Consider the following 25,917-nt stretch of genomic DNA (forward strand, 5'->3'; position numbering starts at 1 on the left):
GTTAGCGACCACCGCATCGTCCGATTGATGTAGATCAAGGTGGTCCAAGCGGGCCGGGCTCAGCCGTCCCGCGGAAAAGCGCCGGGGGTAGAGCACGCGCAAATTTCGGGAAAATCGCCTGTCAGACCGCCAAATCATGCCATTTCGCGACCGAATGGCGGCTTTATTCCCGCCTGGGATGCTTTAAGGAAGGGGCAGGATCGGGTCGCACCCGCCTGTTGGCGGTGCTAGACCCTGATGCAGGAACAATGGGGCCGGGCCGCTACTGGCACACTCGCAAGGATGAAGGATAAGAGGCAATGATCAACACGGTTGGCATCATCGGGGCAGGGACCATGGGGAACGGCATCGCGCAGATTTGTGCCGCGGCCGGGCTCTCGGTCGTGATGGTCGACATCTCCGATGCGGCGGTGAACCGCGGGCTGTCGACCGTCGGCGGCAGCCTCGAGCGCCTGGTCAAGAAGGAGAAGATGTCGGCGGCCGATCGCGAGGCGGCTCTCAAGCGCATCACCGGCACCACCGACCGCGCGAAGCTCGCCGATTGCGACCTCGTCATCGAGGCCGCGACCGAGAACGAGGAGCTCAAGGTCAAGATCCTGAAGGACCTCTGCGCCACGCTGTCGCCGCGCACGCTGCTCGCGACCAACACCTCCTCGATCTCGATCACGAAGCTTGCCGCCGCAACCGATCGCCCCGATCGCTTCATCGGCATGCACTTCTTCAACCCGGTGCCGGTGATGGCGCTGCTGGAACTCATCCGCGGCCTGCAGACCTCCGACGACACCCACGCCAAGGCGCTGGATTTCGCCAAGCGGGTCGGCAAGGTGGCGATCACGGCCAAGAACAGCCCCGGCTTCGCCGTCAATCGCATCCTGTGCCCGATGATCAACGAGGCGATCTTTGCGCTCCAGGAAGGGATCGCGACCGCCGAGGAGATCGACGCCGGCATGAAGCTCGGCTGCAACCATCCGATCGGGCCGCTGGCGCTCGCCGATCTCGTCGGGCTCGACACCATGCTCTCGGTGATGGAGGTCTTCTATAAGGGCTTCAACGACCCCAAATACCGTCCGGCCCCCTTGCTCAAGGAAATGGTCGATGCCGGCCATCTCGGCCGCAAGACCGGGCAAGGCTTCTACACCTATAGCGCCTGATGGCGCGGGCGGCGGGTGCTCTGCATCCGCCGCCCGATCCCCGCAATTTGCGCTGCGACAAAGACGCCGCGTGCAATTGGCCCGACAATGTCGAACGGGCGGCCTGCGGGAACAAATGAACGGATAACGAAGGACATGTCGGATCGACTGAAGGCCGAGCGCGAGGCGGCGGCCGCGCGGCGGAACCTGCTGACCCAGGATGCGATCGAGCGCACCGGGATCACCGAGGAGATGATCGGGGAGCTCGTCACCCGCTTCTACGGACGCGTGCGCGAGGATGCGCTGCTGGGGCCGGTCTTTGCGATCGTGCAGAATTGGGACGAGCATCTCGCCAAACTCAAGGATTTCTGGTCGTCGGTCGTGCTGATGAGCGGCCGCTATCATGGTTCGCCGATGCGGGCGCATGTGCCACTCAGCCTGGTCGGCAATCATTTCGACCGCTGGCTCGATCTGTTCGAGCAGACCGCGCGCGAGGTCTGTCCGCCGCCGGCGGCCGCGCTCTTCATCGACAAGGCGCGACGTATCGCCGACAGTTTTGAGATGGCGTCGGCGACCATCGCCGGCCGGATCGCTGCGCCGCGTCACGTGCTCCGGTCCTGACGACAGCAAATCTGCCTGCAAAACGTGCAGTTGTGTCGCTCTGAGGTTGTGCTGCGCGGCCAATAACGCGTTGCACCAATTCCCGCATCATCGGTCTGATCTGCAAAATCATCATGCCGATCGCGCGACGCGACGTTGCAATTGCAAATATGCGCTGGAACGCATTCATTTGCGTTCAACCAAAGCGAGCAAAGACATATTGATGCGCTGCGGCGCCAACTCTCCGCCTTTTTTTCGGCAGAGTTCCAGCGCCTGCTAGCGTGCATGTCGCGCGCATCATTCAACACCACTCCCTCATCGTACGAGAGCACCGCGGAGTCTGAAGTCGACGCGGGTACAGAACAGACGCGGCGAACGCTGCTGCTTGGCGCGCTCGCCACGACCGCCTGCCTTGGTTGTTCCACGCAGGCGCGCGCGGGCGAGGATCCGCCAGGCTCCGACGAACGTCCGCAGAAGGGTGATCTGCTCGTCTTCTCCGAAGGCGAACAGGAGGGAAAGCTCATCACCGCGGCCGATCTCCCGGCCGGTGGACCGCCGGTTCACGCTTGGCCGAAGGATCCCAACACATCGGTGGTGCGCAGCGCCTCGCGCCTCAACGAAATCCTGATCATCCGGCTCGATCCCGCCGAGCTTGACGAGAAGACCCGCGCACGTGCCGTCGACGGCATCCTGGCCTATTCGGCGATCTGCTCGCATGTCGGCTGTCCCGTCACCGCCTGGGTCAAGAGCGATGTCGGCGACAAGGACGTGTTCAAGTGCATGTGTCACAACTCCGAATACGATCCCCGCGAGGGCGCGCAGGTCGTGTTCGGACCGGCGCCGCGGCGGCTTGCCGCGCTGCCGCTCGCGCTCGCTGACGGTTCGCTCAGCGTTGCCGGCAACTTCATCGGAAAGGTAGGTGGCGTGCAGCCAGGATGACGGACGGTGCGGGTTGTGCCCGCGTCACGAGAGGCCGCATCCGCCGATGGGCGGACGACGGGACGAACGACAAGAATTCAAAACAAGAATTCAAACGGATGAAAAAGGGGAACGTTCATGACCAGGAAGCAATGGTTACTGTCCGGCTTCGTCGCCTTCACGTGCCTTGTCTCGACCGTCGCCGTCGCCGGTCCGATCGAGAACTACGCGCCGGTCACCCAGCAGCGGCTGGAAAATCCGGAACCCGGCAACTGGATGCTCTATCGGCGCACCTATGACGGACAGGGCTACAGCCCGCTCGACCAGATCAACACCTCGAACGTCAAGAATCTCACACCGGTCTGGACCTTTGCCACCGGCGTGGTCGAAGGCCACGAGGCGCCGCCGATCGTCAACAATGGCGTGATGTTCGTAACGACCCCGATGGGGCAGGTGATCGCGCTGAACGCGAAGACCGGCGACGAATATTGGCGCTACAAGCGGCAGCTTCCCGACGACCTCTTTCAGCTGCATCCGACCAACCGCGGCGTCGGTCTCTGGGAGGACAAGCTTTATCTCGCCACCACCGACGACCATGTTGTCGCGCTCGACGCCAAGACCGGCAAGGTGGTGTGGGACACCAAGGTGCAGGACTACAAGAAGGGCCAGTACATGACCCTGATGCCGCTGGTCGTCGAGGGCAAGGTCATCGTCGGAGGCTCCGGCGGTGAACTCGGCGTGCGCGGTTACGTCGCCGCATACGATGCCAAGGACGGCAAGGAGTTGTGGCGCACCTTCACCATCCCCGGCGAGGGCGAGCCCGGTCACGATACCTGGCAGGGCGACGACTGGAAGACCGGCGGTGGCTCCGCCTGGATGACCGGCAATTACGACAAGGACACCAAGACGATCTACTGGGGCGTCGGTAACGCCGCGCCATGGCCTGGCGAGACGCATCCCGGCGACAATCTCTACACCTCCTCGGTGCTCGCGCTCGATCCCAGCAATGGGAAGATCAAGACCTACCACCAGTACCACCAGAACGATTCCTGGGATTGGGACGAGGTCGAAGCACCGATCCTGGTCGACCTGCAACGCGACGGTCGCACCATCAAGAGCCTGATCCATCCGGGCCGCGACGCGATCTTCTGGGTGCTCGAGCGCACCCCGACCAAGATCAACTACGTCGCAGGCTGGCCCTTCGTCGCGACCGATGTCTGGAAGGGCATCGATGCCGAGAGCGGCAAGCCGATCGTCGATCCTGCGCACAAGCCGGTCATCGGCAAGCGGGTCGAGTTCTGTCCGTCGCTGTGGGGTGGCAAGGACTGGCCGTCGGCGGCCTACAGCCAGAGGACCGGCCTCGTCTACGTGCCCGCCAACGAGAATTTCTGCGGCGGCTTCACCGGAGAGAAGGTTCCGCTCAAGGCGGGCGAACTCTGGCTCGGCACCAAGCCGGAGGACATCGGCCTGACGACGAAGCCCGGCGCCGATCATTTCGGCGAGCTCCAGGCCTGGGATCCCGTCACTGGCAAGAAGGTGTGGCAGCACAATTTCCCGAAGTCGCAGTTGTTCGGCTCGGTGACGGCGACGGCAGGCGATCTCGTCTTCGTCGGCGGCACCAACGACCGCAACTTCCGCGCCTTCCACGCCAAGACCGGCGAACTCTTGTGGGAGCAGAAGACCAACTCCGGCATCATGGGCATGCCGGTGTCCTATGAGATCGACGGCACGCAATACATCTCGATCCAGTCGGGGTGGGGCGTGGACGCGCAACGCATCCAGGATGCGCTCGCGACCAACAATATCGGCATCGAAGCCAATGTGCCGCAGGGCGGCGTCATCTGGGTGTTCGCGCTGAAGAAATAAGCTCCGCGGGCGGATCGCAAGAAGCGGAGCGGTGAGGGGGCAATGCGGCGGATGCCAACATCCGCCGCATTTTGCCATGAGATGGGATGGTTACCCGCGCCACAAACTCGTCATGGCCGGAGCAAGCCCCGCCATGACGATGGGAAAACGTCTGCGAGCGCCAAGTTACTTCCCCTGCCGATCAACCTTGTCCTTTTCCTTCTGGTTCATCTCCTGAACCTTCGGATCGGAGCTGGTCTGCCCGGTGGTCTGCGTGGTCGAAGGCGGCGGGGCGCCGACGTTGGGAAGCGAGTTCTGCTCCGGCGCGGTGGGGCGCGTGGCGGTGGTCGGCGGGGTGGTGTTGCTTTGAGCGAACGCAGCCGTGGTCGTCATGAAAAAGGCGCCCGACAGCAACGAGACTGCGAGCGCCTTTGAGATGTTGGTCATCGATCTGCTCCTGTCAGATCGATGGAAACAGCGCGAGGCCGCTCAATGTTCCGTCTTAAGCCTCCAATTGCTTGCCGAGCGGAAGGCTGCGGATACGCTTTCCGGTCGCGGCGAAGATCGCGTTCATCAGCGCGGGCGCGAACGGCGGAACACCGGGCTCGCCGACGCCGCTCGGCGGCGTGTCGGGTCCGGGCGGGACGATGTAGACGTTGGTGACAAGAGGAGATTCATCCATCCTGAGGACCTGGAAGTCGTCGAAGTTCTTCTGCTCCACCTTGCCGTCCTTGAAGGTGATCGCGCCGTATTTGGCGACGCTCAGCCCCATGATCGCCGCGCCCTCCATCTGCGAGGCGATGCGCTCGGGGTTGACATAGGTGCCGCAGTCGATCGCGGTGTCGACCCGCGGCACCGTCAGCGTGCCCTTCTCGTCGACGGCCACCTCGACGATGGTCGCGATGTAGCTGACGAAGCTGCGGTGCACGGCAATGCCGAGGCCGTGGCCTTTCGGCACCTGACGGCCCCATTCGCCCTTCTCGGCGACCAGCTCGACCACCTTGCGGAGACGCGCGGTGTCGATCGGGTAGCTGTCATAGGGCTCGCCGTAGTTCCACATGTCCTTCACCGCCGGCTTGACGATGCGGGGACTGCCGATCAGCGCGAGCAACGTCTCCTTCTGGTCGCGCCCGGTCGCCTGCGCGATCTCGCCGACCATCGACTGCACCGCAAAGGCCCGCGGGATGTTCGAGACCGAACGGAACCAGCCGATGCGGGTGAACGCCGCGGCTTCCGGGTTCTCGCAGGAGATGTTGGCGATCTCGAACGGCATGTCGACGAGGCCCATGCCGAGCTCGAAGGGTGCCTGGTGGTTTGCACCCGCGGCGAAGGTCGAGGCGATGCTCGGGGCCACGCTGCGGTGGCGCCAGGCGATCACCTTGCCGTTCTTGTCGAGCCCTGCCTCGATCCGCTCGACCGAGACGGTGTGCAGGAAGTCGTGACGGACGTCGTCCTCGCGCGTCCATTGCACCTTCACCGGCGCGCCGAGCTCCTTCGACAGCAGCGCGGCCTCGAGCGCGAAGTCGCATTTCGACTTGCGGCCGAAACCGCCGCCGAGCAGCGTGACATTCACCGTGACGTTGTCCTCGGGAATGCCGAGAGTCTTGGCGACGTCCTCGCGGGTGCCGCCGGGACTCTGCACCGGCGCCCAGATCTCCGCTTTGTCACCCTTGACGTCGGCGACCGCCACCGGCGGCTCCATGCTGACATGGGCGAGGTGCGGCAGATAGTATTCGCCGACGACGACCTTGTCGGCGCTCTTCAGCGCAGCGTCTGCGTCACCCTCCTGGCGTACGACGAGGCCCGGTTTGCGCGAGGCTTCCTCGAGCTCCTTGCGATAGGCGACCGAGTCGTATTTGCCGTTGGCGCCGTCGTCCCAGGTCAGCTTCAGCGCGTCGCGGCCCTTGATCGCCGCGCCGGTGTTGCGCGCGATCACCGCGACGCCGCCGAGCGGCTGGAATTTCGACGGCCACGGCCAGCCGCGCACCTGCATCACCTTCTCGACGCCGGGGACCTTCAGCGCCGCGTCCGGATCGAACGAGACCAGCTTGCCGCCGGTCACCGGCGGGCGTGCGATGACCGCATATTTCATGCCTGGCAGGCGTACGTCGGCGCCGTAGCGCGCCTTGCCGGTGGTGATGTCGTGGAGATCGACGATGCTGATCTGGCCCTTGCCGAGATAACGGAAGTCCTTGGGGTCCTTCAGCTTGAGGCCTTCGATGCTCGGCACCGATTCTTTGGCTGCGTCCGCGGCGAGTTCGCCGAAGCCGAGCTTGCGGCCGCTGGCGCTGTGGACGACCTCGTGGTTGACGGCCTTGACCTCGGTCGCCGGCACGCCCCAGCGCTTGGCCGCGGCCTGCTCCAGCATGGTGCGGGCGGAGGCACCGATCTGGCGCATCGGGATCAGATAATGCCGCGTGCTGCGGGAGCCATCGGTGTCCTGGTTGCCGAACTTGACCTCGTCGCCATGGGCCTGCTGCACTTTGACCCTGGACCAGTCAGCCTCCATCTCCTCGGCGACGATCAGCGGAAGGCTGGTGCGCACGCCGGTGCCCATTTCGGCACGATGGGCGAGGATGGTGACGGTGCCGTCGGGAGCAACGGCAACGAAGACGCGCGGATCGACCACGACGCCGTGCGGCATCTTGCCGGCGCCGGTCTCATAGGCAAACGCCTGGCGCGACATCACGGGGGCGGCGAGCACGAAGCCGCCGGTGACGCCGAGCCCCTTCAGGATGCTTCGGCGCGAGACCTTCTCGACCCGAATGTTCTTCTCGAAGCCACGAAGCTTCCCGGGTTTGTCGATGAAATTCATGTCACACTCCCGTCGATGCGAGATGGACTGCGTTCTCGATGCGCTGGTAGCAGCCGCAGCGGCAGATGTTGCCGGCCATCGCTTCGCGGATCTGGTCGTGTGACGGCTTGGGATTCTCCATCAGCAGCGCTGCGGCCTGCATGATCTGGCCAGCCTGGCAGAAGCCGCATTGGGGCACGTTGACCTGGCGCCAGGCCTTCTGGACGGGGTGGTCGCCGTTCGGATGCAGCCCTTCGATGGTGGTCACCTCGCGCCCGGCGACGTCGTTGATCGACGTAATGCAGGCGCGCACGGCCTCCTTGTCGACGATGACGGTGCAGGCGCCGCACAGGGCCTGGCCGCAGCCGAACTTGGTGCCGGTCAGGCCGGCCTCGTCACGCAGGAACCAGAGTAGCGGGAGATCCGGGTCGCCGTCCCAGCTCTGTTCCTGGCCGTTGATCTTCACCTTGATCATGATGGTCCCTCGCTCTTCATAAGCTTGTCGATTGAACATTGCCGACACAGGTCGGCGCACTGCCCGTTTCGTCGTGTCGTCGCATCCCGGCCTGTTCTCCTGCGCGGGCAGATCCCGGCAGCAAGCAGGAATGCGAATCGTGATGTCCGGATGTGCTCGATACCTCCCGTCTTATTCTTGATTGATTGAATTCGCGCGGCATCGTGACGACGCGATCGTAGCAGAGACCGCGCCGGCCCGGCGTTCACAGCCGGGTGTTGTTGAAGGGAAAAGTTGCAACGAAGGTTTGTCAAAAGCAGGGCGCGGCATCACACCCCTGCGCCTGCGAAATGTGCACGACGAAAAAAGCTTCGTCCGGCAGAGACTGCGCGGACGAAGCAGGATGCCTCAGTCGAGGGAGGGAGAACGCAGCGGCGCGGACTTCGAGGGGGAAGTGGGCGGCACTGCGCAGTCATTCAGAGACCAGGACTGAGGAGCTCATCTGAGGAGCTCATGGCGCTCGCGTCTGCCTCGTGCGATGCGGCGGCATCGCAGCGATTTGGTCGAGGGCCGGACCGTCCGGCTCGCTGGCGATGGTCGGGGCCAGCGAGCGGACGGGCACGGCGAAGGTCTGACGGCCTTGTTCAGGCGGCCTTGTCAGGCAGCCTTGTTTAGGCGGCCTTGGCTTTCGCCACGTGGGTCGCGATCGCGTCCATCAGCGCCGGCGATAGGCAGTCATAGGGCTCGAGCCCGATTTCCTTCAGCCGCGAGCGGATGCCTGCCATCTGTTCCGGCTTCACGCCGGATTCGATCACGGAGGAGACGAAGGCGGCGAATTGCGGCGCCTGCGAGCCCTGCTCCTGGAACAGCTCGGGATGGATGAAGTCGAGGCCGTAGAACGGATGGCCCTTGTTCTCGATGCGGCCGTACATGTGCGTGCCGCAGGCCTTGCAGGCGTGGCGCTGGATCACCGCCGAGGGATCGACGATCTGGAGCTTGTCGCCGTTCTCGGTCACGCTGACGTTCTGGCGTGGCACCACGGCGACCACCGAGAAGTTCGCGCCTTGCGGCTTCCAGCACTTGGTGCAGCCGCAGGCGTGGTTGTGGGCGACGTCGCCCTTCACGGCGACCTTGACCGGGTGGTCCGTGCATTTGCAGACCAGTGTGCCGCCGGCAAAGCTGCCGCTGCCCTGTTTGACGCCGTTATCGATCGAGGGATGGAGTGCAACAGTCATGGGTCGATCCTCCTTGGGTGTGACGCTTTCGAGCTAGAACACGACGACTGAACGGATGGATTTGCCCTCGTGCATGAGGTCAAAACCCTTGTTGATCTCCTCGAGCTTGAGCACGTGGGTGATCATCGGATCGATCTGGATCTTTCCGTTCATGTACCAGTCGACGATCTTGGGCACGTCGGTGCGGCCGCGCGCGCCGCCGAAGGCCGTGCCGCGCCAGTTGCGCCCGGTGACGAGCTGGAACGGGCGGGTGGCGATCTCCTTGCCGGACTCGGCAACGCCGATGATGATCGAGGTGCCCCAGCCGCGATGGCAGGCTTCCAGCGCCTGGCGCATCACGGTGGTGTTGCCGGTGCAATCGAAGGTGTAGTCGGCGCCACCGTCGGTCAGGTTGACCAGATGCGCGACGATGTCGCCGGTGATCTTCTTGGGGTTGACGAACTCGGTCATGCCGAACCGGCGGCCCCAATCCTCCTTGGAGTCGTTGATGTCGACGCCGATGATCTTGTCGGCGCCGGCCATCTTGGCGCCCTGGATCACGTTGAGGCCGATGCCGCCGAGGCCGAACACGACCACGTTGGAGCCCGGCGTGACCTTCGCGGTGTTGACGACGGCGCCGACGCCGGTGGTGACGCCGCAGCCGATGTAGCAGCTCTTGTCGAACGGCGCGTCCTCACGGATCTTGGCGACGGCGATCTCCGGCAGCACGGTGAAGTTCGAGAAGGTCGAGCAGCCCATGTAGTGGTAGACCGGCTTGCCCTTGTAGGAGAAGCGGCTGGTGCCGTCGGGCATCACGCCCTTGCCCTGCGTCGCGCGGATCGCGGTGCAGAGATTGGTCTTTTGGCTCAGGCAGCTTTTGCACTGCCGGCATTCCGGCGTGTAGAGCGGAATGACGTGGTCGCCCGGTTTCACCGAGGTCACGCCCGGTCCGATCTCGCGGATGATACCGGCGCCCTCATGACCCAGGATCGACGGGAAGATTCCTTCGCTGTCGAAGCCGTCGAGCGTGTAGGCGTCGGTATGGCAGATGCCCGTCGCCTTGATCTCGACCAGGACTTCGCCGGCCTTCGGTCCTTCCAGATCGACTTCGACGATCTCGAGTGGTTTCTTGGCTTCGAAAGCAACGGCGGCACGTGTCTTCATCGTAAACTCCTCAAATTCTCGCAGGACGCCACGAGGTGGTATCGGTCCTGGTAACCTTCATTTCTTGCCCATGCAGGCGTCTTCCGCCTTGGTGTAGGTCTCGTTCTTTTCATCCTTCTTGGAGGGACGTTGACGGCCCCACGCCTCGTCGGAGCGGGCGCGCAGATAGACGTAGAGATCGTCCATGTAGCAGGCGACGTTCGGGTTGTCGCCGAAGGCAGGCATGACGTTCTCCTGCGCGGTCGAGATGTTCTTGCGACCGGAGGCGACGACGCCGAGGAAGTCGCCATAGCTCATGGTCTTGACCGAATCCTTCAACGCCGGTGCGTAGGTGGATCCCATGCCGTCGGGGCCATGGCAGACGTGGCAGTCGGAGTGATAGCGGCGATATCCGGAATAGGTGAACCAGTCCACGGTGCCGTCGGCCGAAATCTTGTAGGTCGGGTTTCCTTCCTTATCGAGCCACTTTCCGTCGTCTTCCTTCTTGACGGCGGTCGGGGCGCCCGGACCGTCCGCAACGGCAATTCCTCCCGAGGTCACGAAGATGGTCGCAGCGATGACAAAGCAGATTTTACGCAAGAGATGATCCTCGAAGGCGTTCGGTGGAGACGAGCCGGCGCGTGGAGTTGATCCACGCGCCGGAGCGACACGAAGGTGAGGCTAGTTCGCTGCTGGCAGCGAGAACACGGTCAGCGTACCGCCGAGTGCCGTGTAGTTGCTGAGAGCCGCGTAGCCACCGACTGCGCCGAGACCGGCGGTCGGATCGGTCAGACCAGCTGCCAGACCGATGCCGGCCCAGCCGCCCACGCCGGAGAGCACTGCGACATACTGCTTGCCGCCGTTCTCATAGGTGGTGACGTTGCCGATGATGCCGGAGGGAGTCTTGAACTTGTAGAGCTCCTTACCGGTCTTGGCGTCGACCGCCTTCAGGTAGCCTTCGAGCGTGCCGTAGAACACCACGCCGCCGGCGGTTGCGAGCGCACCCGACCAGACCGAGAACTGCTCCTTGTTCGACCAGACGATCTTGCCGGTCTTGCCGTCCCAGGCGATGAAATTACCCATATGGGTTTCACCCTGCGGCGGATACATCGAGAGCGTCGCACCCACATAGGGCTGGCCCGCGGTGTAGCTCACCTTGAACGGCTCGTAGTCCATGCAGACGTGGTTGGTCGGAACGTAGAACAGCTGCGTGTCCGGCGAGTAGGCTGCCGGCTGCTCGTCCTTGGTACCGAGCGCGGCCGGGCAGATGCCCTTGGTGTTGTGATCCTCGCCGCCCTTTTCAGTCGAGGCCGCGTCGAGAACCTTCGGGCGGCCATAGGTCGGTGAGTTCTTGTCCATGTCGACGCCGGAGGTCCAGTTCACCTTCGGGTCGTATTTCTCGGCGACCAGCAGTTCGCCGGTGACACGATCCATCGTGTAGGCGAGGCCGTTGCGGTCGAAATGGGTCAGCAGCTTGCGCGGTTGGCCGTTGATCGACTGATCCGAGAGGATCATTTCGTTGACGCCGTCATAATCCCACTCATCGTGCGGCGTCATCTGGTAGACCCACTTGGCCACGCCGGTGTCGGCATTGCGGGCCCAGATCGTCATCGACCATTTGTTGTCGCCTGGACGTTGCTTCGGGTTCCAGGTCGAGGGATTGCCTGATCCGTAATAGATCAGGTTCAGCTCAGGATCAAAGGAGATCCAGCCCCAGGTGGCGCCGCCGCCAATCTTCCACTGATCGCCCTGCCAGGTCTTGAGGCTGGAGTCCTTGCCGACCGGCTTGCCGAGAGCGGTGGTCTTCTCGGCATCGACCAAGATTTGATCATCAGGCCCTCCCGAGTAACCGCGCCAAGCCAACTTGCCCGTTTTGAGATCGTAAGCCGTCATGTGAGCCTGGACGCCAAACTCGCCACCGGAAATGCCAACCAGGACCTTGTCCTTGACGACGAGCGCCGCAGAGGTTCCGGTCTCGCCCTTAGTGGGATCGCCGTTCTTCACAGACCAGGCGACCTGGCCGGTCTTGGCGTCGAGCGCAACCAGCGTGGTGTCAGCCTGATGCAGGATGATCTTGCCGTCGCCGTAAGACAGGCCGCGGTTGACCGTGTCGCAGCACATCACCGGGATGACGTTCGGATCCTGCTTCGGCTCGTACTTCCAGATGATCTTGTTCTCGTTGGAAAGGTCAAGAGCATAGACCTTGTTCGGGAACGGTGTATGGACGTACATCACGTTGCCGATGATCAGCGGGCCGCCTTCGTGGCCGCGCAGCACGCCGGTGGAGAAGGTCCAGGCGACCTGGAGCTTGCCTACGTTTTGTGCGTTGATCTGGTTCAGCTTGGAATAGCGGGTATTGGCGTAGTCGCCCGCCGGCATGACCCAGTCTTTTGGATTCTGCGACATCTTGATCAGCTCGTCATTGGCTGACGCGCTGCCGACGGCGAGCATCGCCGCGGAGCCAAGATAGGTCGCCATTAGCACCTTGCGCATAGTCATTCCTCCGTTGGTCTCGTTTATTGTTTCCGAAGCATTGCTTAATCACCGGGCTTCTCGTCCGGCGTCTGCTCGTGCAGGGCGGTCACGTTTGGGACCAGAAACGATGCTGTGCTGTTTCCTCCTCCGGATGAGAGCTACGGGTCCACGTGCAGGAGAGGCCCGTTTTTTTTGTTCCTGCCGCAATCCCTAACGACTTCGTCATCGGGAAACTTGCCCAAGAGGGAAGCCGGTTTGCTTGACAGCGCACGGACGCGAAGTTTTTGATTTTGCAGTAGCGAATTCAGCGGCTTCCGCGCGGCTTCGCGGCGCCTTCGGCGCTCAGGTTCCCCTTGACGGCGCTGCAACTAAGGCGGAGGATTAACCGTCAAGGGTGGCAATGGAACGATCGCGCTCGTTGCAAAAGACCGCTCAAATTCGAGGTAAACGTCACGCAATCATAGCTGAGGGCTCCAGCAGCGCTGGTTGCGATTCGCGTCGAATCTGCAGATGAAACCAGCGGCTGGATTAATGTCCGACACCATTCACACGCTCTCGACGACCGGCCTGACGCCGAAGCGGCAGATCCAGAGCTGGATCGACGGGCTGACAAGCCTGTGTGGGCATTTCGACGTCGATCCGCTCGAGGCGTCCTCGCTCGAGGGCCGCATCGACTACACGAGCGTCTCGCGCCTGAAGCTCTGCCAGATCGAGGTCAGCCAGCATCGCATCGCGCACACGCTGGCGCGCGCCAAAGCCAATGAACACCCGTACATCAAGATCCACTTCCAGACCTACGGCGTGTCCTATTTCGAGCAGGAAGGCCGCCACATCGAGCTGAACCCGGGCGACATCATCGCCTATGACGTCTCGTGTCCGCATTCCATCATCAGCCCTGCCTTCACCCGCCACGACGTGGTGATCGTGCCGAAGGCCTTGCTGCGCGACCGTGGATTCCCGTCGCAGCGGATGCCGGCCTGCAAATTGTCGGCGAAGACCGGGACGGGGAGAATCGCCCATGATTTCGTCCATGCCACCTTCGACGAGGCGGCCAAGCTGTCGGCGAACAGCGCGGTCGGTGTCGCCGATTCGCTGATCGACCTCTTGCTGCTGCCGTTGCGCGAAGCGGACACGATGTTCGATCGCGTCGGGCCCGAGGCGATGTATGTGCGCGCGCAATTCTTCATCCGCGAGCACCTGCGCGATCCGGATCTGTGCATCGACCAGATCTCCGCCGAGCTCGGCTGCTCCAAGCGCTATCTGCACATGCTGTTCTCCGAGCGCGGCACCACGGTGAGCGACTACATCTGGCAGGCGCGCCTGCAGAATTGCCGCCAGGAGCTCGAGGCGCACGGCGGCAAGACCATCACCGACGTCGCCTTCTCCTGGGGCTTCTCCAGCTCATCGCATTTCAGCCGCGTGTTCCGGAAATATTTTGGCGTGGTGCCGTCCTCGATCCACAAGGCCCAGCAGGGCGCCGCGGCCTCGGGCGAGCATTAGGCGAGCGCCGCAGCCGACGCAGGCCGCGCGGCGATATCTCTCAGGCCGATATGGCGACGTAGGGAATGCTGGTCACGAGAGCGACCAGCAGCACCGCGTTGCCCAGCATGCCGCTCCAATGCAGCCGGCGCAGCCGGTGCGGGGCCTCAGCATCACCTGCGTCCCTCGCGCGGAGCTGGTCGTCGATCCGTTGCATGAACCAGCGGCGTCCCCAGATCGCCAGGGCCGCGAGCAGGCCGACGCCCATCGCGGCGACCAGGCGACCGTCGAGCAGGAAAGCCAGCGCCCCGATCACGCCGGCGACGCGCATCACCAGAAAATGGGCGTTGAACATCCCACGCAATAGCTGGGCGACGGGCTGGATATCGAGCTTCACCAGCAGGAAGGCGGGCGAGGCCAGCGTGAAGTAGCCCATCGGAAAGAGCAGAGTGATCATGACGGCAACGGCGACGCCATCCGGTGTCATGCGATCGGCCTTTCTTGTCCGCCGGTGAGGGGGCCGGCACCGGCGCACAATCATAGCGGGAAAATGCGCTTCCGACACTAGGCTTTGGTCGGATGCCGGGCTCCGATGGGACAGCCCCGTGCGCCGCGGAAGGTTCAGGCCGGCTCGAGGCCGAGCGACCGCGCGCTCTCGATCCAGATCGGCAACTCGTGCTGATACAGGGCATTGGTCTCCTTGAAGCCGATGGCCGGCTCGAGCACGAAGGTCGCGAGAACCTCCTTCACCTTCGGATCGCTGTTGGCGGCGACGCAGAGCGCCGCTAGGCGGTCGACCACCGGCTGCGGCGTCGCCTTCGGCACGGCCCAGCCGGAGAAGCCGCTCACGGTGAAGAATTTCGACGTTGCGCCCTGCTCCGGGAGGGTCTTGATGGCTGGGATCGCGTCGACCTTCTTCGAATGCACGGCGAACACGGTGCCACGGTCGCTTTGCAGGACGGACTGCGCCGCCGTGTAGCTGCCCATTGCGGCATCGAGCGTGCCTTCCAGCATCCCCGTCCACATCGGCGCTTCGCCGCGGTAGTGAACCGGCTCGATGGAAAGACCGTACTGCTTGTTGAGCTCGTTGATCGTCATGTGCGGGGCCGAGCCCGCGCTATAGGTGCCGAAGTTGACCTTGCCGCTCTTGCGCGCGAAGGCGACGAAATCCTCCAGCGTCTTGACCCCGGTCTTGGGGTTTGCGACCAGCAACAGGCCGGCGCCCGGAATGACGCTGACCAGCGTCAGATCCTTGTCCATGTCGTAGCCGGGATTCTTCATCACGACCCGGTTCATGATGTAGGTGGTCGAGATCGAGCACAGGATGGTGTGGCCGTCGGGCTCGGCGCGGGCGACCTCTGCGGTGCCGATCGCGCCGGAGGCGCCGGGCTTGTTCTCGACCACGACGGTCTTACCGACCTGCTTGGAGATGAATTCGCCATAGGCGCGCGCGAGCAAATCGGTCTGTCCGCCGGCGGGATAGCTGCAAATCATGCGGATCTGCCGCGAGGGCCAACTGCCTTGCGATGCGCCTTGCGCCGAGGCGCCGCGCGCGATGAAGGGCATCGCGAGTGCGCTGGTACCGGCGGTGATGAAGTGGCGGCGATCGAATTTTGCGGGCATGATTCCCTCCTGATTTTTGCCGACCCTACTGCATCAGGCTGGGGTGGCAGGCGAGACAGATTGGCGCATTCGACAAGGCCGCGCGGTGCCCATTTGCGCGTCATCCGGGCGATCGGGTCTTCCGCATCACCCGCAGCCAGACGATCTCGGTCAGGGCCACCGCAATCAGGCCGAACGTGCCGCCGATCAGCACGTTGACGATGCGCTCCTCGGCGATGCCGCTGGCGCCGCCGGCAAAGGATGCGGCGAGCGCAATGAAGAAGCAGCGCAGGCCGAAGCCGACGACGTAGCGGGAGAACGAGATCAGGGTGAGGGTGGCCGCCAGAATCGCGATGGCGTAGCCGACGCGGCTTTGCGACAGGGCAAGGCCCGGGAGAAAGCCGAGCGGCACGCCGACGAAGGCGCCGATCGCCCGCTGCTTCAGCTTGCCGGTGGACGCTGTGAGGTCGCCGACCACGACGCTTGCGGCCGACCACATCACCCATTGCCCCTGCGCGAGGTTGAAGATCTCGACCAGGGCGGCTGCGGCAAAGACCGCCATGGCGGTTGCCGCTGCGGGCAGAAACCAGTCGGTCGCGGGCGGTCCGAACGAGGTCGCGGCATTGCCACGCTGCCGCTGGTCGTAAACCTGGATAGCGCAGACGAGCGCCAGCGCGATCGGAGAGGAGGCGATGATCACGCCGGCATGACGTATCGCTTCCGAGGCGCTCACGCCCTCCCGCACCTCGCAGGCGAGATAGACGGCGGGGATGAACACCCAATTGCCGAGCGTACGGAAATGTTCGCCGTAGCGCGTCCCCGCCACCGCAAGGAAGCCGGCGAGCGCCGTCAGCACCACGAATAGCGGCTTGACCGGAGCTGCAAGGAAAAGCGCGGCAAAGGTGACGAGAATGGCGAGATAGTGCCACGCGACGACTTTTGGCGGAAAGTGCTGCCTGAGCGCCGGAATGAGTAGCGAGACCGCGACGAGCCCCAGGTTCAGCAGCGCCGTCTCGCGCGAGATGAAATAGGCGGCGACCATCGGGCCGACGACGATCAGCGCGCGCAGGAGCTCGCCGGTCTTGACTTCGCGGGAGAGGAGATCGCGCAGGTTGGTGGCGGAGGGTGTCGTGGGGGGATTCACGGGGCACCAAAGGGGCGAACGAAACACTATGCATACCACGGAAATGTGGTCGGCACTTTGGCGTGTGGAGCGACGGTCGCGCCACACCCTCGCTGTCATCGCCCGGCTTGACCGGGCGATCCAGTATTCCAGAGGCGCTTGCGATTGAATCGAGAGGCCGCAGCGTACTGGATGCCCCGCCTGCCGCCTACGCTAAAGCTTCGGCGCCCCTAGACCTCAGCCCCGGCGTAGCCGGGTCGCGGGGCATGACACCGGTGATGTGGTGGCACGTGAGGCCACCTCACCTTTGAATGATCTTCGCCCAGACATCGCCGAGCACCGCAGGCTCGCGCGGCGGCAGATAGGTGAGGCCGGCCTGCTTGCCGAATTCGGCGATCTTGCCTTCGGCAGCAAGGCTGGTCAGCGCCTTGTTGACCGCGTCGATCAGTGCGCCGTCGCTGGCCAGCCCGACATAGCCGCGATTGGCGCCGATCGGATAATAATAGCCCGACGCGGTGATCGTCGTGTCGGGATGCGCGGCGCGGTGGGCATCGAAGCGGCCGAGGTCGATCAGCGTCGCGTCATAGTCGCCGCGCTGGAGCGCGCCGAGGAGATCGTCGCGGCCGGGGACGAGATGGGTGATGCTGTCGATCAGGCGGCCCTTGTCGAAGGTCATCAGAATGGCATCGCCCAGCGAGCCGCTCTCGATCGCAAGGCGAAGGCCGCCGAGATCGCCGATGTCGCCGATCTTGCGGCCCTGCGCTTTCGGCCCGAGTACCACCGTCATCGGCGAATAGACGTAAGGCTGGCTGGGCACAAGCACGCCGAGCGCGACGCGGCGGCGCCGGTCGTCGCGCGTGGCCCCGGCGAAGTCCGGCAAGCGTGCCGTCTTCATGCCGGGCTTGACGAGGGAATCCGTCGTCAGCGCATAGCCGCCGACCAGCGAGCAGCGCCCGTCGGAGAGCAAGGCGTTGGCCTCGAGCTGCGGGCTCGAATCCTCGTCCAGCTTGCTCTCGAACCACTGGATTGTCAGCGGCCGGCCGATCCGGTCCGCGATCGCCTGCGCCAGCAGTACGTCGAAGCCTGAATCCGGTTTGCCCTTGTGATGCACCGAGAGCGGAGGCCGGTCCTCATCGAGGCAAACCTTCAGCGGCTCGTCGGCCGCACGCGCGGCGGTGGTCGCCGCCGCGAGGATCGCGGCAACGCTCCATGCGGCGAGCCAGGGTCTCATGGCTTTCTCCTGCTCGAGACGAAGGCCCAGAGATTGCCGATCTCGTCGTCGCTCAAAATGTCGGCCCAGGGCGGCATCTTGTTGTTCTTGCCGTTCTTCACCGTGGTGACGAAGCGCGTCTTGTCGTCGGGAAAGGCGCGCAGGTCCGGCGTGATGGTGCCGGAATTCATCATGTTGGGGCCGTGGCAGTGCGAGCATTTCGAAGTATAGGTCGACTTGCCATAGTCGATCTGTGCCTGCACGGGATTGCCGGTTGCATCGTCCGCGGCACGAACGGTCGCCGCAAGCGCGACCGTCAGCACCGCGACGGTGGCGACCGTCGCCACCGTCTTGTGAGAGATGTCCTTCAGCATCGGGCCGTGGTTATTGCTTGACCGCAAAAACCCACAGCGAGCCGCCGGGCGGCACCTTGGCAAGCCGCTCGTCGCCGGAGAACAGCGAGTAGACGCCGCCATAGCCGGAGGTGACGGCAACGTACTGCACGCCATCCTGCTGCCAGGTCACCGGTTGCCCCTCGATGCCGGAGCCGGTCTGGAACTGCCAGAGCTTCTTGCCGGTGTCGGCATCGAAGGCCTCGAACTCGCCTGTCAGTGCGCCCGAGAACACGACGCCGCCTGCGGTCGACAGCACGCCCGAGAAGCGCGGGATGTCGCTTGGCGCTTCCCACTTGGCCTTGCCGGTCATGGGATCGATCGCCTTCAGATGACCGCGCGGGCCGTCACCCCACTCCCAGAGGTCGGTGAGGTCCATGCCGAGATACCATTCGCCCTGCTTGAAGGTGACGGGCTCGGTCTTGTACCTGCCGCCGAAGGCGAGCGTGTTGGCATAGGCCAATCCGGTCTGCGGATTGAACGACATCGGCTCCCAGTTCTTGCCGCCGAGGATCGACGGATAGACGGTGACCTTCTTACCGTCGCGCGCGTCCTTCGAGACGTCGGTCTCGATCGGCTTGCCGGTCTTCATGTCGATGCCGGTTGCCCAGTTCACCTTCACGTAAGGATTGGCCGCGAGCAGCTTTCCGTTGGTGCGGTCGAGCACATAGAAGAAGCCGTTGCGGTTGGCGTCCATCAGCACCTTGGTCGGCTTGCCCTCGATATTCATGTCGGCGAGGACCATCTCGGCCACCGAGTCATAGTCGAACGGATTGTTCGGCGAGAACTGGTAGTGCCACTTGATCTTGCCGGTCTTGGGATCCATCGCCAGCACGGAGCAGGTGTAGAGGTTGTCGCCGGGACGCACCGCCGAGTTGAACGGTCCGGGATTGCCGATGCCCCAATAGACCGTGTTGAGCTCGGGATCGTAGGAGCCGGTGATCCAGGTCGAGCCGCCGCCGAGCTTCCAGGTGTCGCCCTTCCAGGTGTCGCCACCGGGCTCGTCGGGCGAGGGGATCGAATGGGTACGCCAGAGATGCTTGCCCGTCGCCGGGTCCCAGCCGTCGATGAAGCCGCGGGTGCCGAACTCGGCGCCGGAGATGCCGGTGATGACGACACCGTCGGCGACCAGCGGCGCCACCGTCATCGAATAGCCTTCCTTGATGTCGGCGGCCTTCTGCCGCCACAGCTCCTTGCCGTCCTTGGCATCGAGCGCGATCACGTTGGCGTCGAGCGTGGTGCGGAAGACCTTGCCGTCATAGAGCGCGGCGCCGCGATTGATGATGCCGCAGCAGACGATGCGCGGCGTCTCGGCGGGATACTCGACCTTGGATTTCCAGATCTGCTTGCCGGTCTTGGCGTCGACCGCCATGGTGGCGTTGTGCGAGGTCACGTAGATCACGCCCTGGTACACCAGCGGCTGCGATTCCTCGCTGCGATCGTCGTTGAAACTGTAGTTCCAGACCGGGACGAGATTCTTGACGGTGTCCTTGTTGACCTGGTTCAGCGTCGAGAAGCGCTGCAGATTGTAGCCCATCCCGTAATTGAGAACGTTCGATGTATCGGTCGCGCCCTTGACCAGTTGCTCGGTGGTCTGTGCGCTCGCACAAGTCGATGCAAGCATGACGAGGCTCGCGGCCATCGCAAAGCGTTTCATCCGTTCCTCCCAATATGCGCGCCTTTTGACGCTGCGGCACCAACACTCCGCCCGAACGCAAAACACGTCAATACGAAAGTCGTAAGTGCGTCGCCGATATGTTGGATGCCAGATGCCGGTCACCTGACAGAAACCTGACAACCGACTTTCACTTGTGCGCAGACGCTGAAGAAATTCCGTGGCATGAAGCGGTGCCGGCTTCGGCCGCTCTGCCCGGGCCGTCGGGTTCCGCGAGTTGTGCGGTGCGCGGGTTGCAATTCCGGACTTGAACCGGGGCTCGCTTGTAGACTTATGTCGTTTCGACCCCCTACGAATCGGGGGGCTGGTCAGGAGGGTTTGATGATTTCACGTCGCTCAGTTGCGCTTGCGCTCACGATTGCAGTGCTGTCCGGTCCAGCGTGGGCTGCTTCCGGCAACGCCGTAAAGATGTTCGACACCGACAATGACGGCACGCTCGATCTCGCCGAGGTAAAGAAGGCGGCCGCCGCGCTGTTCGCAAAGCTCGATCCCGATCACGACGGCACGCTGGACGCGCGCGAATTGCGCGGACGGTTAACGGCGAAAGAACTCGCCGCCGCCGATCCCGATCGCGACGGGACTCTCACGCTCGACGAATATCTCGCGGTGGTGGAGCAGCGCTTCAACGCAGCGAATCCCGACAAGGACGGAACGCTGGATGCGAAGGAGCTGAACTCGCGCGCCGGCCGCGCGCTGCTGCGCTTGTTGCGGTGAGAGACGCGGCGCTTGACTGGGAGCGAAGGCGATTTGCCCGAGAGGGAAATTCGCGAGCATAATGCGACAGTTCGCTGTGTTTGCGCTTCGATTCCAGGCTTGCGCTGCACCTGACGCAGCCCTAGGTTTTGCCCCGCGCGATGTCGCGCTCAATACCCTTGGGAGACCCGAATGGCTTGGAAAGCTCCGAAGATCGTGGAAGTGCCGGTCGGCATGGAAATCAACATGTACGCCTGCGCTGCGCGCAAGTAAGACTGACGACCTGCCGCGGCTTCGATGGCGAACGCCGTCGAAGCCGTGGTAGTGTTCGCAATGCGCCTTGGAGCCCACACGATCTGGACGGCAATTGCGTTCGGTGTTGCGCTTGCACCGGCGTGTGTCAGTGCCGAAGAGAGCTTTGATACCGAGCACATTTTCGGCTTCATGATCGGCACCGATGTCGGCAATCCCGGCGAGCGCGAATTCCAGACTCAGACCACGGGACGCTTCGGCAAGGGCGGCACCTATCGCGCCCTCCAGCAGGAGGTCGAGATCGAAGTCGTGCCGCTGCCGAACTTCCGTATCGAGGTCGGCGGCACCGCCACGCTGCATGACATCACCGGCGTCCCTGATATCGACGACCGCCGTCAGTTCAATTTCCAGGGCGCCTCGCTCGACCTGCGTTACCGCCTGCTCGACCGCGGGCGCGCGCCATTCGGATTGACTGTCGCCGCCGAACTCCATGGCGATCGCATCGACGAGACCAGCGGCGCGAAGGGACGGATGTACGGCACCGATTTCACGCTCGCTTTCGACCGTGAGCTGATTCCGAACTACGCCATCGCGGCGCTCAATCTGATCTATCAGCCGGAATGGGCGCGCTTCGAGGTGGCGGGGGTGTCCGAGAAGAGTTCGACGATCGGCGCGGCCTTTGGCGGCATGGTGCGCGTGCGCCCCAATTTTCTGCTCGGTGGTGAGATGCGCTACTTCCGCCAATATGAGGGCATCGGCCTCGGTGAGTTCTCGGGGCAGGCGCTGTTTGTCGGTCCGACCGCCTATTTCCAGCTATCGGAGAAGTCGCGGCTCACCCTGAGCTGGAGCATGCAGGCCTGGGGCCGCTCGGCCGGATCGGGCGGCAATCTCGACCTCGTCAATTTCGAGCGCCATCAGGCGCGATTGGTGTTCGGGGTAAACTTCTAGTGCGTTTGTTCCGCCTCGAGGGACCATCCCGTCCGTTTGAAACTTCCCGCTCCTCGGAACGTAACCTTTTGTGCTAATCTCCATTGTCCCCTTGCGACAGGATCCCGGCATGAACCCGATTGACCTGGTGGTGACTGTATGTGCGGTGCTCTCGCCTGCGACCTGCGAGGAGCAGCATCTGGTGTTCAACTTTGCGGGGTCGCCGAGGCAATGCGTGATGGCCGCGCCGCCCTATATCGCGCAATGGGTCGGCGATCATCCGAAGTGGCAGGCGGTGCGGTGGCGCTGCGAATATCCGCACCCGAACGACAAGGCGTAAGCCGCCTTCGTTATTTCGTGCAGTCCTTCAGGTCTTTGTCGGCGATCGAGAACACCGCGTCGGCCTTGATCTCGATGTCGCGGACGATGCACTGCCGCGCATTGGGATAGCTGACCCAGGCGTCGTAGCGGCCGGGTTCGACGCCGGTGATGCGCAGCCGCTCGTCGTGGTCGACCTCCTTGTCCTTGTCGTTCAGGCACTGGTTCGGGCCCCACTCGGTCTTGCCGGCGGGCGAGAGCTGGAAGCCGGAGATCGTCTCCGTCGTCAAATTCCAGAGCCGGATGCCCTTGCCCTTGCTTTGGGCGGCGGCTTCGCCGGCCAACGTCAACAACGCGATCAAAGCCAGAAACCAACGCATCAGCCGATCCTCCCAAAGGCGCCCTGTTATTCCCTGATCAGGCGCTCGCGGTTCTTTGCCTTGTCGAAATTCCTGGCGCGGTCAAGGCCGATCGGCGCGATCAGCTTCGCCGAGGCAAGATCGGCGCCCTCGAAATCGGCGTCAGTGACGGTGGCTCCGGTCAGGTCGGCGCCGCCGAGCTGAGCATTTTTGAGCGATGCGCCGGTCAGGTCGGCTCCCTTGAGGGAGGCAAATTCGAGATCGACGCGCGACAGGTCGGCATTGCGCGCGTTCAACCCTTCCAGATTGGCGGATCGCAGCACGGCGCGCATCAGCCCCATCGACTGGTTGCGCATATCGGCGCCAAGATGCGCGTTCGCAATCGAGGCGCCGATCAGGCTTGCGCCGGTGAGGTCGGCCGCGATGCGAGCACCGGCCAGGTCCGCGCCGTCCAGACGCGCGCGCGCCATCTGCGAGGCGAACAGATTGGCGCCCTTCAGGCTCGCGCCCGCGAGATCAGCGTCCAGCAGCCACGCCTGATCGAGGATCGCCTGATCAAGACGGGCACCGGCGAGTTTCGTCTTGTTGAGTCGTGCCGCACGGAGAATCGCCGTGGAAAGGTCGAGACCCGAGAGATCGAGCCCCGACAACCGCTTGCCGGTGAAATCGGCCGGCGCCCCGGGGCTGGCTTTGGCCAGGATGGCCTCGACCTCCTGCCGGCTCATTTCCGCGGAGACCATCGCGGGTGACGTGAGGTCGACGTCACGCATCATGTCCTGCGCGCTCGCCATGGTCGCGACGAGAGCGAGGCCAAGCGTCATGAGGGCGACCATTCGCTTCATCATCAGGCTCCGCTACGGGCCCTGTTTAGCACGCGCTTTGCGTCGCTGCCTATGAGGCATCACGCCCGGCGTGTTCGCCGCCATGTTCGCCTTGGATTCTCGCCACGAGGCCCGCCCTGACCGCGGCGATCTCTGCGTCGCCGCGTGCGCCACGCGGGATGCTGATGGGCACCTCTGCCAGAATTCGCGCCGGCTGCGGCGACAGGAAGAACAAGCGGTCGCCAAGGCGGATCGCATCGTCGAGGCTGTGGGTGACGAGCAGCGTCATCATGGGGCGGCTTGCGACCAGCGTCGCGATCTCGTCGCGCAGGCGGCCGGCGAGCGCGTCGTCGAGCGAGGCGAGGGGCTCGTCGAGCACGAGCAGATCGGGCTCGACCGCGAAGGCGCGGGCCAGCGCGACGCGCCGGGCAAGACCCAGCGACAATTCGCCGGGAAAGTGGCTGCGATGCGCCTCCAGCTCCAGGATCCTGAACAGCTCCGACAGCTTCGCCTCGGAGATGCCAGGAGCTGCAAGCCGCACATTCTGCTCGACCGAGCGCCACGGCAGCAGCCGCGGCTCCTGGAACACCATCCCGATCCGCGCTTCCGGTGGACGCGCGATGGTCCCGTGGAAATCGCGGTCGAGCCCGAGGATGATGCGCAGCATCGTGCTCTTGCCGCAGCCGGAGGGGCCGATCAAAACGCCGACCTCACCGGATTGAAGCGCGAAGCTGACCGGGGCCAGCACCTCGTGCGTTTCGCCCGCGGCACTCCTGAACGTCTTTCCGGAGATATCGACTTCAAGCCGCACGGGGCCGCCACCGGGTTGCGCGGGCTTCGAACGGCTGCACCAGCAAGGTTTCGATGACGAGCACGACGGCCGCGAAGGTGAGCGAATAGGCCAGCAGTCGCGGCGTGTCGAACAGCTGGAAGGCGACGCCGATCTCGAAGCCGACGCCGTTCGGCCGTCCCAGCAGCTCGGCCACCAGCACGATCTTCCATACCAGCGATAATCCGGAGCGGGCCGAGGCTGCGATATAGGGCGCAAGCTGCGGCAGCACGACGTGGCGGAACGCACGCCAGCGCGGCATCGCGAACACGGTGGCCATCTCGTCCAGCGAACGGTCGAGCGCACGCGTGCCCTCGCGCAAGGTGACGATGGCGGTCGGCAGCTTGTTGATGGCGATCGCCGCGATCGCGGCCGCTTCGGTCAGGCCGGCCCAGATATAGGCGAGCACGATCACGACCAGCGCCGGCAGGTTCAGCAGCAGGATCAACCAGGGATCGCCGAGCCGGTCGGCGAGCTTCACCCGCCCCATCAAATAGCCGATGGCACTGCCGAGCGACATCGCCAGCACGAAGGCGAGCGCGACGCGCGCCAGCGTGGCGCCGAGATGCAGGAACAGGGCGCCGCTCGATGCTTCCGCGATGATGACGTTGAGCACGGCAGGCGGGGAGGGCAGCTTTGCGCCGCCAACGAACAGCGCCGCAATCCACCAGGTCGCGAGGAACAGGGAAAACGAGAGAAGACGCAGCACCTCAGTCTCCGGGGACTGCGTGATAGAAGGTGCCGGGATCGAGCTCGGCCGCCGGCCCGACCAGGTCACGTCCGCCGATCTCGGCGAGCACGCGATAGAGCACGCGCGCATCCGCCTCCTCGTCCACGATGCTCCGGCGCGGAATGCCGTCGCGATAGCGGTCGCGGTAGGTCTTGAGGATGGCCGGATCGCTCGCGCCGGTGAGCGGCGCGATCTTCTCCCACGCGGCGTCCGAGGTGACCAGCAGCTGCTTGGCCTTGCGGGTCATCGCAATGAAACGCGCCACCGCATCGCGGTGGCTTGCGGCCCAGCTCTCGTCGAAGACATAACCGACCGCGGATACCGCGCCCTTGGCCCCCAGCTTCGGCAAAATGTCCTCGATGCCGGCGAGGCGGCGAAAGCCCTTGGCCTCGAGCTGCGCACAGAAATTCCAGAAGTTGAGGCTCGCATCCATCTCGCCATCGAGCGCCTTGGCGGCAATCAAGGGCGGCGCGCCATAGACGATGCTCGCGTCCGACTTCAGGTCGATGCCGTCCTGCTTCATCCGCGCCTGCAGCAGCAGCCAGCTCTTGTCGATCGCGCCGCCGCCGACGCCGAGCTTGCGGCCCTTGAGGTCGGCCAGCGTCTTGAGCGGCGACGAGGCCGGCACCATCACCGCGCCGAGCGCGCTGGAATAGGGATAGAAGGTGAGTTTGGCGCCGAGCACGCGCTCGCGCGACACCCACAGCCAGTCGGACAGGATGATGTCGGCACTCCCGGCGCGCAGGGCGATCTTGCCGGCCTCGGGGCTCGCGAGCTCGGTGACGTCGAGCGACAGATTGGCTTCCTTGTCGAGCCCGCCGGCGCGGATTGCGGCCAGCTCCCAGGAGAATGTTCCGGTCTTCTGCACTGCAAGGCGGATCGTATCCGCGGCGCGGCCGGGGACGGCGAGCGCCAGCGCCAGCGTCATCGCGAG

Annotated in this window: 27 protein-coding genes; 9 read left to right on the forward strand and 18 right to left on the reverse strand. The window is 64.1% G+C overall.

Going from position 1 to position 25,917, the window contains the following annotated elements:
* The first annotated feature begins 299 nt into the window (after positions 1-299).
* From ACVJ5M_RS14840 to ACVJ5M_RS14855, 4 genes are all read left to right on the forward strand, one after another.
* Positions 300-1,151 (forward strand): 3-hydroxybutyryl-CoA dehydrogenase, encoded by an 852-nt coding sequence (locus ACVJ5M_RS14840; protein WP_085405655.1) that lies wholly within the window; start codon positions 300-302, stop codon positions 1,149-1,151.
* A gap of 135 nt (positions 1,152-1,286) precedes the next feature.
* Positions 1,287-1,751, forward strand: a complete 465-nt coding sequence (locus tag ACVJ5M_RS14845) for a group III truncated hemoglobin (protein WP_085405656.1) — start codon at positions 1,287-1,289, stop codon at positions 1,749-1,751.
* A gap of 264 nt (positions 1,752-2,015) precedes the next feature.
* Complete coding sequence (locus ACVJ5M_RS14850) at positions 2,016-2,669, forward strand: QcrA and Rieske domain-containing protein (protein WP_354100006.1); 654 nt, start codon at positions 2,016-2,018, stop codon at positions 2,667-2,669.
* Between the two features lie 117 nt (positions 2,670-2,786).
* Positions 2,787-4,514 carry a methanol/ethanol family PQQ-dependent dehydrogenase gene (locus tag ACVJ5M_RS14855; protein WP_085405657.1) on the forward strand — a complete coding sequence of 576 codons (1,728 nt, stop codon included), beginning with the start codon at positions 2,787-2,789 and terminating at the stop codon, positions 4,512-4,514.
* Between the two features lie 165 nt (positions 4,515-4,679).
* On the opposite strand, the gene ACVJ5M_RS14860 is transcribed toward ACVJ5M_RS14855, so the two are convergent.
* The 7 genes from ACVJ5M_RS14860 to xoxF5 all read right to left on the reverse strand — a co-directional run bounded on the left by ACVJ5M_RS14860 (position 4,680) and on the right by xoxF5 (position 12,591).
* Entirely contained in the window at positions 4,680-4,940 is a 261-nt protein-coding gene (locus tag ACVJ5M_RS14860) for a hypothetical protein (RefSeq protein WP_085405658.1), read from the reverse strand.
* 55 nt (positions 4,941-4,995) lie between these two features.
* Positions 4,996-7,308, reverse strand: coding sequence for a xanthine dehydrogenase family protein molybdopterin-binding subunit (locus tag ACVJ5M_RS14865; protein ID WP_085405660.1), 2,313 nt, complete (start codon positions 7,306-7,308; stop codon positions 4,996-4,998).
* A gap of 1 nt (position 7,309) precedes the next feature.
* Complete coding sequence (locus ACVJ5M_RS14870; RefSeq protein ID WP_085405661.1) at positions 7,310-7,762, reverse strand: (2Fe-2S)-binding protein; 453 nt, start codon at positions 7,760-7,762, stop codon at positions 7,310-7,312.
* Positions 7,763-8,412: 650 nt separating this feature from the next.
* Positions 8,413-8,976, reverse strand: a complete 564-nt coding sequence (gfa, locus tag ACVJ5M_RS14875) for an S-(hydroxymethyl)glutathione synthase (RefSeq protein ID WP_063981977.1) — start codon at positions 8,974-8,976, stop codon at positions 8,413-8,415.
* A 33-nt stretch (positions 8,977-9,009) separates the two neighbouring features.
* Positions 9,010-10,119 carry an S-(hydroxymethyl)glutathione dehydrogenase/class III alcohol dehydrogenase gene (locus ACVJ5M_RS14880; RefSeq protein ID WP_014493614.1) on the reverse strand — a complete coding sequence of 370 codons (1,110 nt, stop codon included), beginning with the start codon at positions 10,117-10,119 and terminating at the stop codon, positions 9,010-9,012.
* Between the two features lie 57 nt (positions 10,120-10,176).
* Positions 10,177-10,698, reverse strand: a complete 522-nt coding sequence (locus ACVJ5M_RS14885; protein WP_085405662.1) for a c-type cytochrome, methanol metabolism-related — start codon at positions 10,696-10,698, stop codon at positions 10,177-10,179.
* 81 nt (positions 10,699-10,779) lie between these two features.
* Complete coding sequence (gene xoxF5 / locus ACVJ5M_RS14890; RefSeq protein ID WP_063981978.1) at positions 10,780-12,591, reverse strand: lanthanide-dependent methanol dehydrogenase XoxF5; 1,812 nt, start codon at positions 12,589-12,591, stop codon at positions 10,780-10,782.
* Between the two features lie 513 nt (positions 12,592-13,104).
* Here xoxF5 and ACVJ5M_RS14895 point away from each other — a divergent pair.
* Positions 13,105-14,073 (forward strand): helix-turn-helix domain-containing protein, encoded by a 969-nt coding sequence (locus ACVJ5M_RS14895; RefSeq protein WP_014493617.1) that lies wholly within the window; start codon positions 13,105-13,107, stop codon positions 14,071-14,073.
* 40 nt (positions 14,074-14,113) lie between these two features.
* Here ACVJ5M_RS14895 and ACVJ5M_RS14900 read toward each other — a convergent pair whose 3' ends face one another.
* From ACVJ5M_RS14900 to ACVJ5M_RS14925, 6 genes are all read right to left on the reverse strand, one after another.
* On the reverse strand, positions 14,114-14,539 hold the full coding sequence (locus ACVJ5M_RS14900; RefSeq protein ID WP_063981979.1) for a hypothetical protein: 426 nt from the start codon (positions 14,537-14,539) through the stop codon (positions 14,114-14,116).
* Between the two features lie 134 nt (positions 14,540-14,673).
* A complete protein-coding gene (locus tag ACVJ5M_RS14905) occupies positions 14,674-15,675 on the reverse strand; it encodes a Bug family tripartite tricarboxylate transporter substrate binding protein (protein WP_085405664.1) in 1,002 nt (333 codons plus the stop codon).
* A 100-nt stretch (positions 15,676-15,775) separates the two neighbouring features.
* On the reverse strand, positions 15,776-16,798 hold the full coding sequence (locus tag ACVJ5M_RS14910; RefSeq protein WP_085405665.1) for an FUSC family protein: 1,023 nt from the start codon (positions 16,796-16,798) through the stop codon (positions 15,776-15,778).
* A 280-nt stretch (positions 16,799-17,078) separates the two neighbouring features.
* The gene (locus ACVJ5M_RS14915) at positions 17,079-18,008 is read right to left on the reverse strand and encodes a substrate-binding periplasmic protein (RefSeq protein ID WP_085405667.1); all 930 of its coding nucleotides are present in this window, start codon (positions 18,006-18,008) and stop codon (positions 17,079-17,081) included.
* Positions 18,005-18,361, reverse strand: a complete 357-nt coding sequence (locus ACVJ5M_RS14920; RefSeq protein WP_085405669.1) for a c-type cytochrome — start codon at positions 18,359-18,361, stop codon at positions 18,005-18,007. Before ACVJ5M_RS14920 ends, ACVJ5M_RS14915 begins: the two co-directional genes overlap by 4 nt.
* Positions 18,362-18,371: 10 nt before the next feature.
* Positions 18,372-20,036 carry a methanol/ethanol family PQQ-dependent dehydrogenase gene (locus ACVJ5M_RS14925; RefSeq protein ID WP_071911673.1) on the reverse strand — a complete coding sequence of 555 codons (1,665 nt, stop codon included), beginning with the start codon at positions 20,034-20,036 and terminating at the stop codon, positions 18,372-18,374.
* Positions 20,037-20,375: 339 nt separating this feature from the next.
* Here ACVJ5M_RS14925 and ACVJ5M_RS14930 point away from each other — a divergent pair, with 339 nt between their 5' ends.
* From ACVJ5M_RS14930 to ACVJ5M_RS14945, 4 genes are all read left to right on the forward strand, one after another.
* The gene (locus ACVJ5M_RS14930; RefSeq protein ID WP_063981985.1) at positions 20,376-20,768 is read left to right on the forward strand and encodes an EF-hand domain-containing protein; all 393 of its coding nucleotides are present in this window, start codon (positions 20,376-20,378) and stop codon (positions 20,766-20,768) included.
* A 171-nt stretch (positions 20,769-20,939) separates the two neighbouring features.
* Entirely contained in the window at positions 20,940-21,020 is an 81-nt protein-coding gene (pqqA, locus tag ACVJ5M_RS14935) for a pyrroloquinoline quinone precursor peptide PqqA (protein WP_012029362.1), read from the forward strand.
* 24 nt (positions 21,021-21,044) lie between these two features.
* The gene (locus ACVJ5M_RS14940) at positions 21,045-21,947 is read left to right on the forward strand and encodes a hypothetical protein (protein WP_085405671.1); all 903 of its coding nucleotides are present in this window, start codon (positions 21,045-21,047) and stop codon (positions 21,945-21,947) included.
* Positions 21,948-22,056: 109 nt separating this feature from the next.
* The gene (locus ACVJ5M_RS14945; protein WP_014493627.1) at positions 22,057-22,266 is read left to right on the forward strand and encodes a hypothetical protein; all 210 of its coding nucleotides are present in this window, start codon (positions 22,057-22,059) and stop codon (positions 22,264-22,266) included.
* Positions 22,267-22,276: 10 nt separating this feature from the next.
* Here the strand turns inward: ACVJ5M_RS14945 and ACVJ5M_RS14950 are convergent, their stop codons facing one another.
* The 5 genes from ACVJ5M_RS14950 to ACVJ5M_RS14970 are packed head-to-tail and all read right to left on the reverse strand — an operon-like array spanning position 22,277 to position 25,911.
* Complete coding sequence (locus ACVJ5M_RS14950; protein WP_094184583.1) at positions 22,277-22,624, reverse strand: hypothetical protein; 348 nt, start codon at positions 22,622-22,624, stop codon at positions 22,277-22,279.
* A gap of 26 nt (positions 22,625-22,650) precedes the next feature.
* Positions 22,651-23,448, reverse strand: coding sequence for a pentapeptide repeat-containing protein (locus ACVJ5M_RS14955; protein WP_085405673.1), 798 nt, complete (start codon positions 23,446-23,448; stop codon positions 22,651-22,653).
* Positions 23,449-23,494: 46 nt separating this feature from the next.
* The gene (locus ACVJ5M_RS14960; RefSeq protein WP_085405674.1) at positions 23,495-24,235 is read right to left on the reverse strand and encodes an ABC transporter ATP-binding protein; all 741 of its coding nucleotides are present in this window, start codon (positions 24,233-24,235) and stop codon (positions 23,495-23,497) included.
* Positions 24,225-24,962: an ABC transporter permease gene (locus tag ACVJ5M_RS14965; protein ID WP_038957639.1), complete on the reverse strand. Its 738-nt coding sequence runs from the start codon at positions 24,960-24,962 to the stop codon at positions 24,225-24,227. The genes ACVJ5M_RS14960 and ACVJ5M_RS14965 overlap by 11 nt, the downstream gene beginning before the upstream one ends.
* A 1-nt stretch (position 24,963) precedes the next feature.
* Positions 24,964-25,911 carry an ABC transporter substrate-binding protein gene (locus tag ACVJ5M_RS14970; RefSeq protein ID WP_085405914.1) on the reverse strand — a complete coding sequence of 316 codons (948 nt, stop codon included), beginning with the start codon at positions 25,909-25,911 and terminating at the stop codon, positions 24,964-24,966.
* Positions 25,912-25,917 lie beyond the last annotated feature (6 nt).

This window comes from Bradyrhizobium sp. S3.7.6, assembly GCF_054061875.1.

Bases quoted from the DNA above. Each gene is read 5' to 3' on its own strand.
- ACVJ5M_RS14880 (WP_014493614.1), bottom strand. From the start codon at position 10,119: ATGAAGACACGTGCCGCCGTTGCTTTCGAAGCCAAGAAACCACTCGAG.
- ACVJ5M_RS14870 (WP_085405661.1), bottom strand. From the start codon at position 7,762: ATGATCAAGGTGAAGATCAACGGCCAGGAACAGAGCTGGGACGGCGAC.
- xoxF5 (WP_063981978.1), bottom strand. From the start codon at position 12,591: ATGCGCAAGGTGCTAATGGCGACCTATCTTGGCTCCGCGGCGATGCTC.
- pqqA (WP_012029362.1), top strand. From the start codon at position 20,940: ATGGCTTGGAAAGCTCCGAAGATCGTGGAAGTGCCGGTCGGCATGGAA.
- ACVJ5M_RS14920 (WP_085405669.1), bottom strand. From the start codon at position 18,361: ATGCTGAAGGACATCTCTCACAAGACGGTGGCGACGGTCGCCACCGTC.
- ACVJ5M_RS14840 (WP_085405655.1), top strand. From the start codon at position 300: ATGATCAACACGGTTGGCATCATCGGGGCAGGGACCATGGGGAACGGC.
- gfa (WP_063981977.1), bottom strand. From the start codon at position 8,976: ATGACTGTTGCACTCCATCCCTCGATCGATAACGGCGTCAAACAGGGC.
- ACVJ5M_RS14900 (WP_063981979.1), bottom strand. From the start codon at position 14,539: ATGACACCGGATGGCGTCGCCGTTGCCGTCATGATCACTCTGCTCTTT.
- ACVJ5M_RS14940 (WP_085405671.1), top strand. From the start codon at position 21,045: ATGGCGAACGCCGTCGAAGCCGTGGTAGTGTTCGCAATGCGCCTTGGA.
- ACVJ5M_RS14950 (WP_094184583.1), bottom strand. From the start codon at position 22,624: ATGCGTTGGTTTCTGGCTTTGATCGCGTTGTTGACGTTGGCCGGCGAA.
- ACVJ5M_RS14865 (WP_085405660.1), bottom strand. From the start codon at position 7,308: ATGAATTTCATCGACAAACCCGGGAAGCTTCGTGGCTTCGAGAAGAAC.
- ACVJ5M_RS14915 (WP_085405667.1), bottom strand. From the start codon at position 18,008: ATGAGACCCTGGCTCGCCGCATGGAGCGTTGCCGCGATCCTCGCGGCG.
- ACVJ5M_RS14945 (WP_014493627.1), top strand. From the start codon at position 22,057: ATGAACCCGATTGACCTGGTGGTGACTGTATGTGCGGTGCTCTCGCCT.
- ACVJ5M_RS14855 (WP_085405657.1), top strand. From the start codon at position 2,787: ATGACCAGGAAGCAATGGTTACTGTCCGGCTTCGTCGCCTTCACGTGC.
- ACVJ5M_RS14905 (WP_085405664.1), bottom strand. From the start codon at position 15,675: ATGCCCGCAAAATTCGATCGCCGCCACTTCATCACCGCCGGTACCAGC.
- ACVJ5M_RS14930 (WP_063981985.1), top strand. From the start codon at position 20,376: ATGATTTCACGTCGCTCAGTTGCGCTTGCGCTCACGATTGCAGTGCTG.
- ACVJ5M_RS14860 (WP_085405658.1), bottom strand. From the start codon at position 4,940: ATGACCAACATCTCAAAGGCGCTCGCAGTCTCGTTGCTGTCGGGCGCC.
- ACVJ5M_RS14845 (WP_085405656.1), top strand. From the start codon at position 1,287: ATGTCGGATCGACTGAAGGCCGAGCGCGAGGCGGCGGCCGCGCGGCGG.
- ACVJ5M_RS14955 (WP_085405673.1), bottom strand. From the start codon at position 23,448: ATGATGAAGCGAATGGTCGCCCTCATGACGCTTGGCCTCGCTCTCGTC.
- ACVJ5M_RS14895 (WP_014493617.1), top strand. From the start codon at position 13,105: ATGTCCGACACCATTCACACGCTCTCGACGACCGGCCTGACGCCGAAG.
- ACVJ5M_RS14850 (WP_354100006.1), top strand. From the start codon at position 2,016: ATGTCGCGCGCATCATTCAACACCACTCCCTCATCGTACGAGAGCACC.
- ACVJ5M_RS14970 (WP_085405914.1), bottom strand. From the start codon at position 25,911: ATGACGCTGGCGCTGGCGCTCGCCGTCCCCGGCCGCGCCGCGGATACG.
- ACVJ5M_RS14925 (WP_071911673.1), bottom strand. From the start codon at position 20,036: ATGAAACGCTTTGCGATGGCCGCGAGCCTCGTCATGCTTGCATCGACT.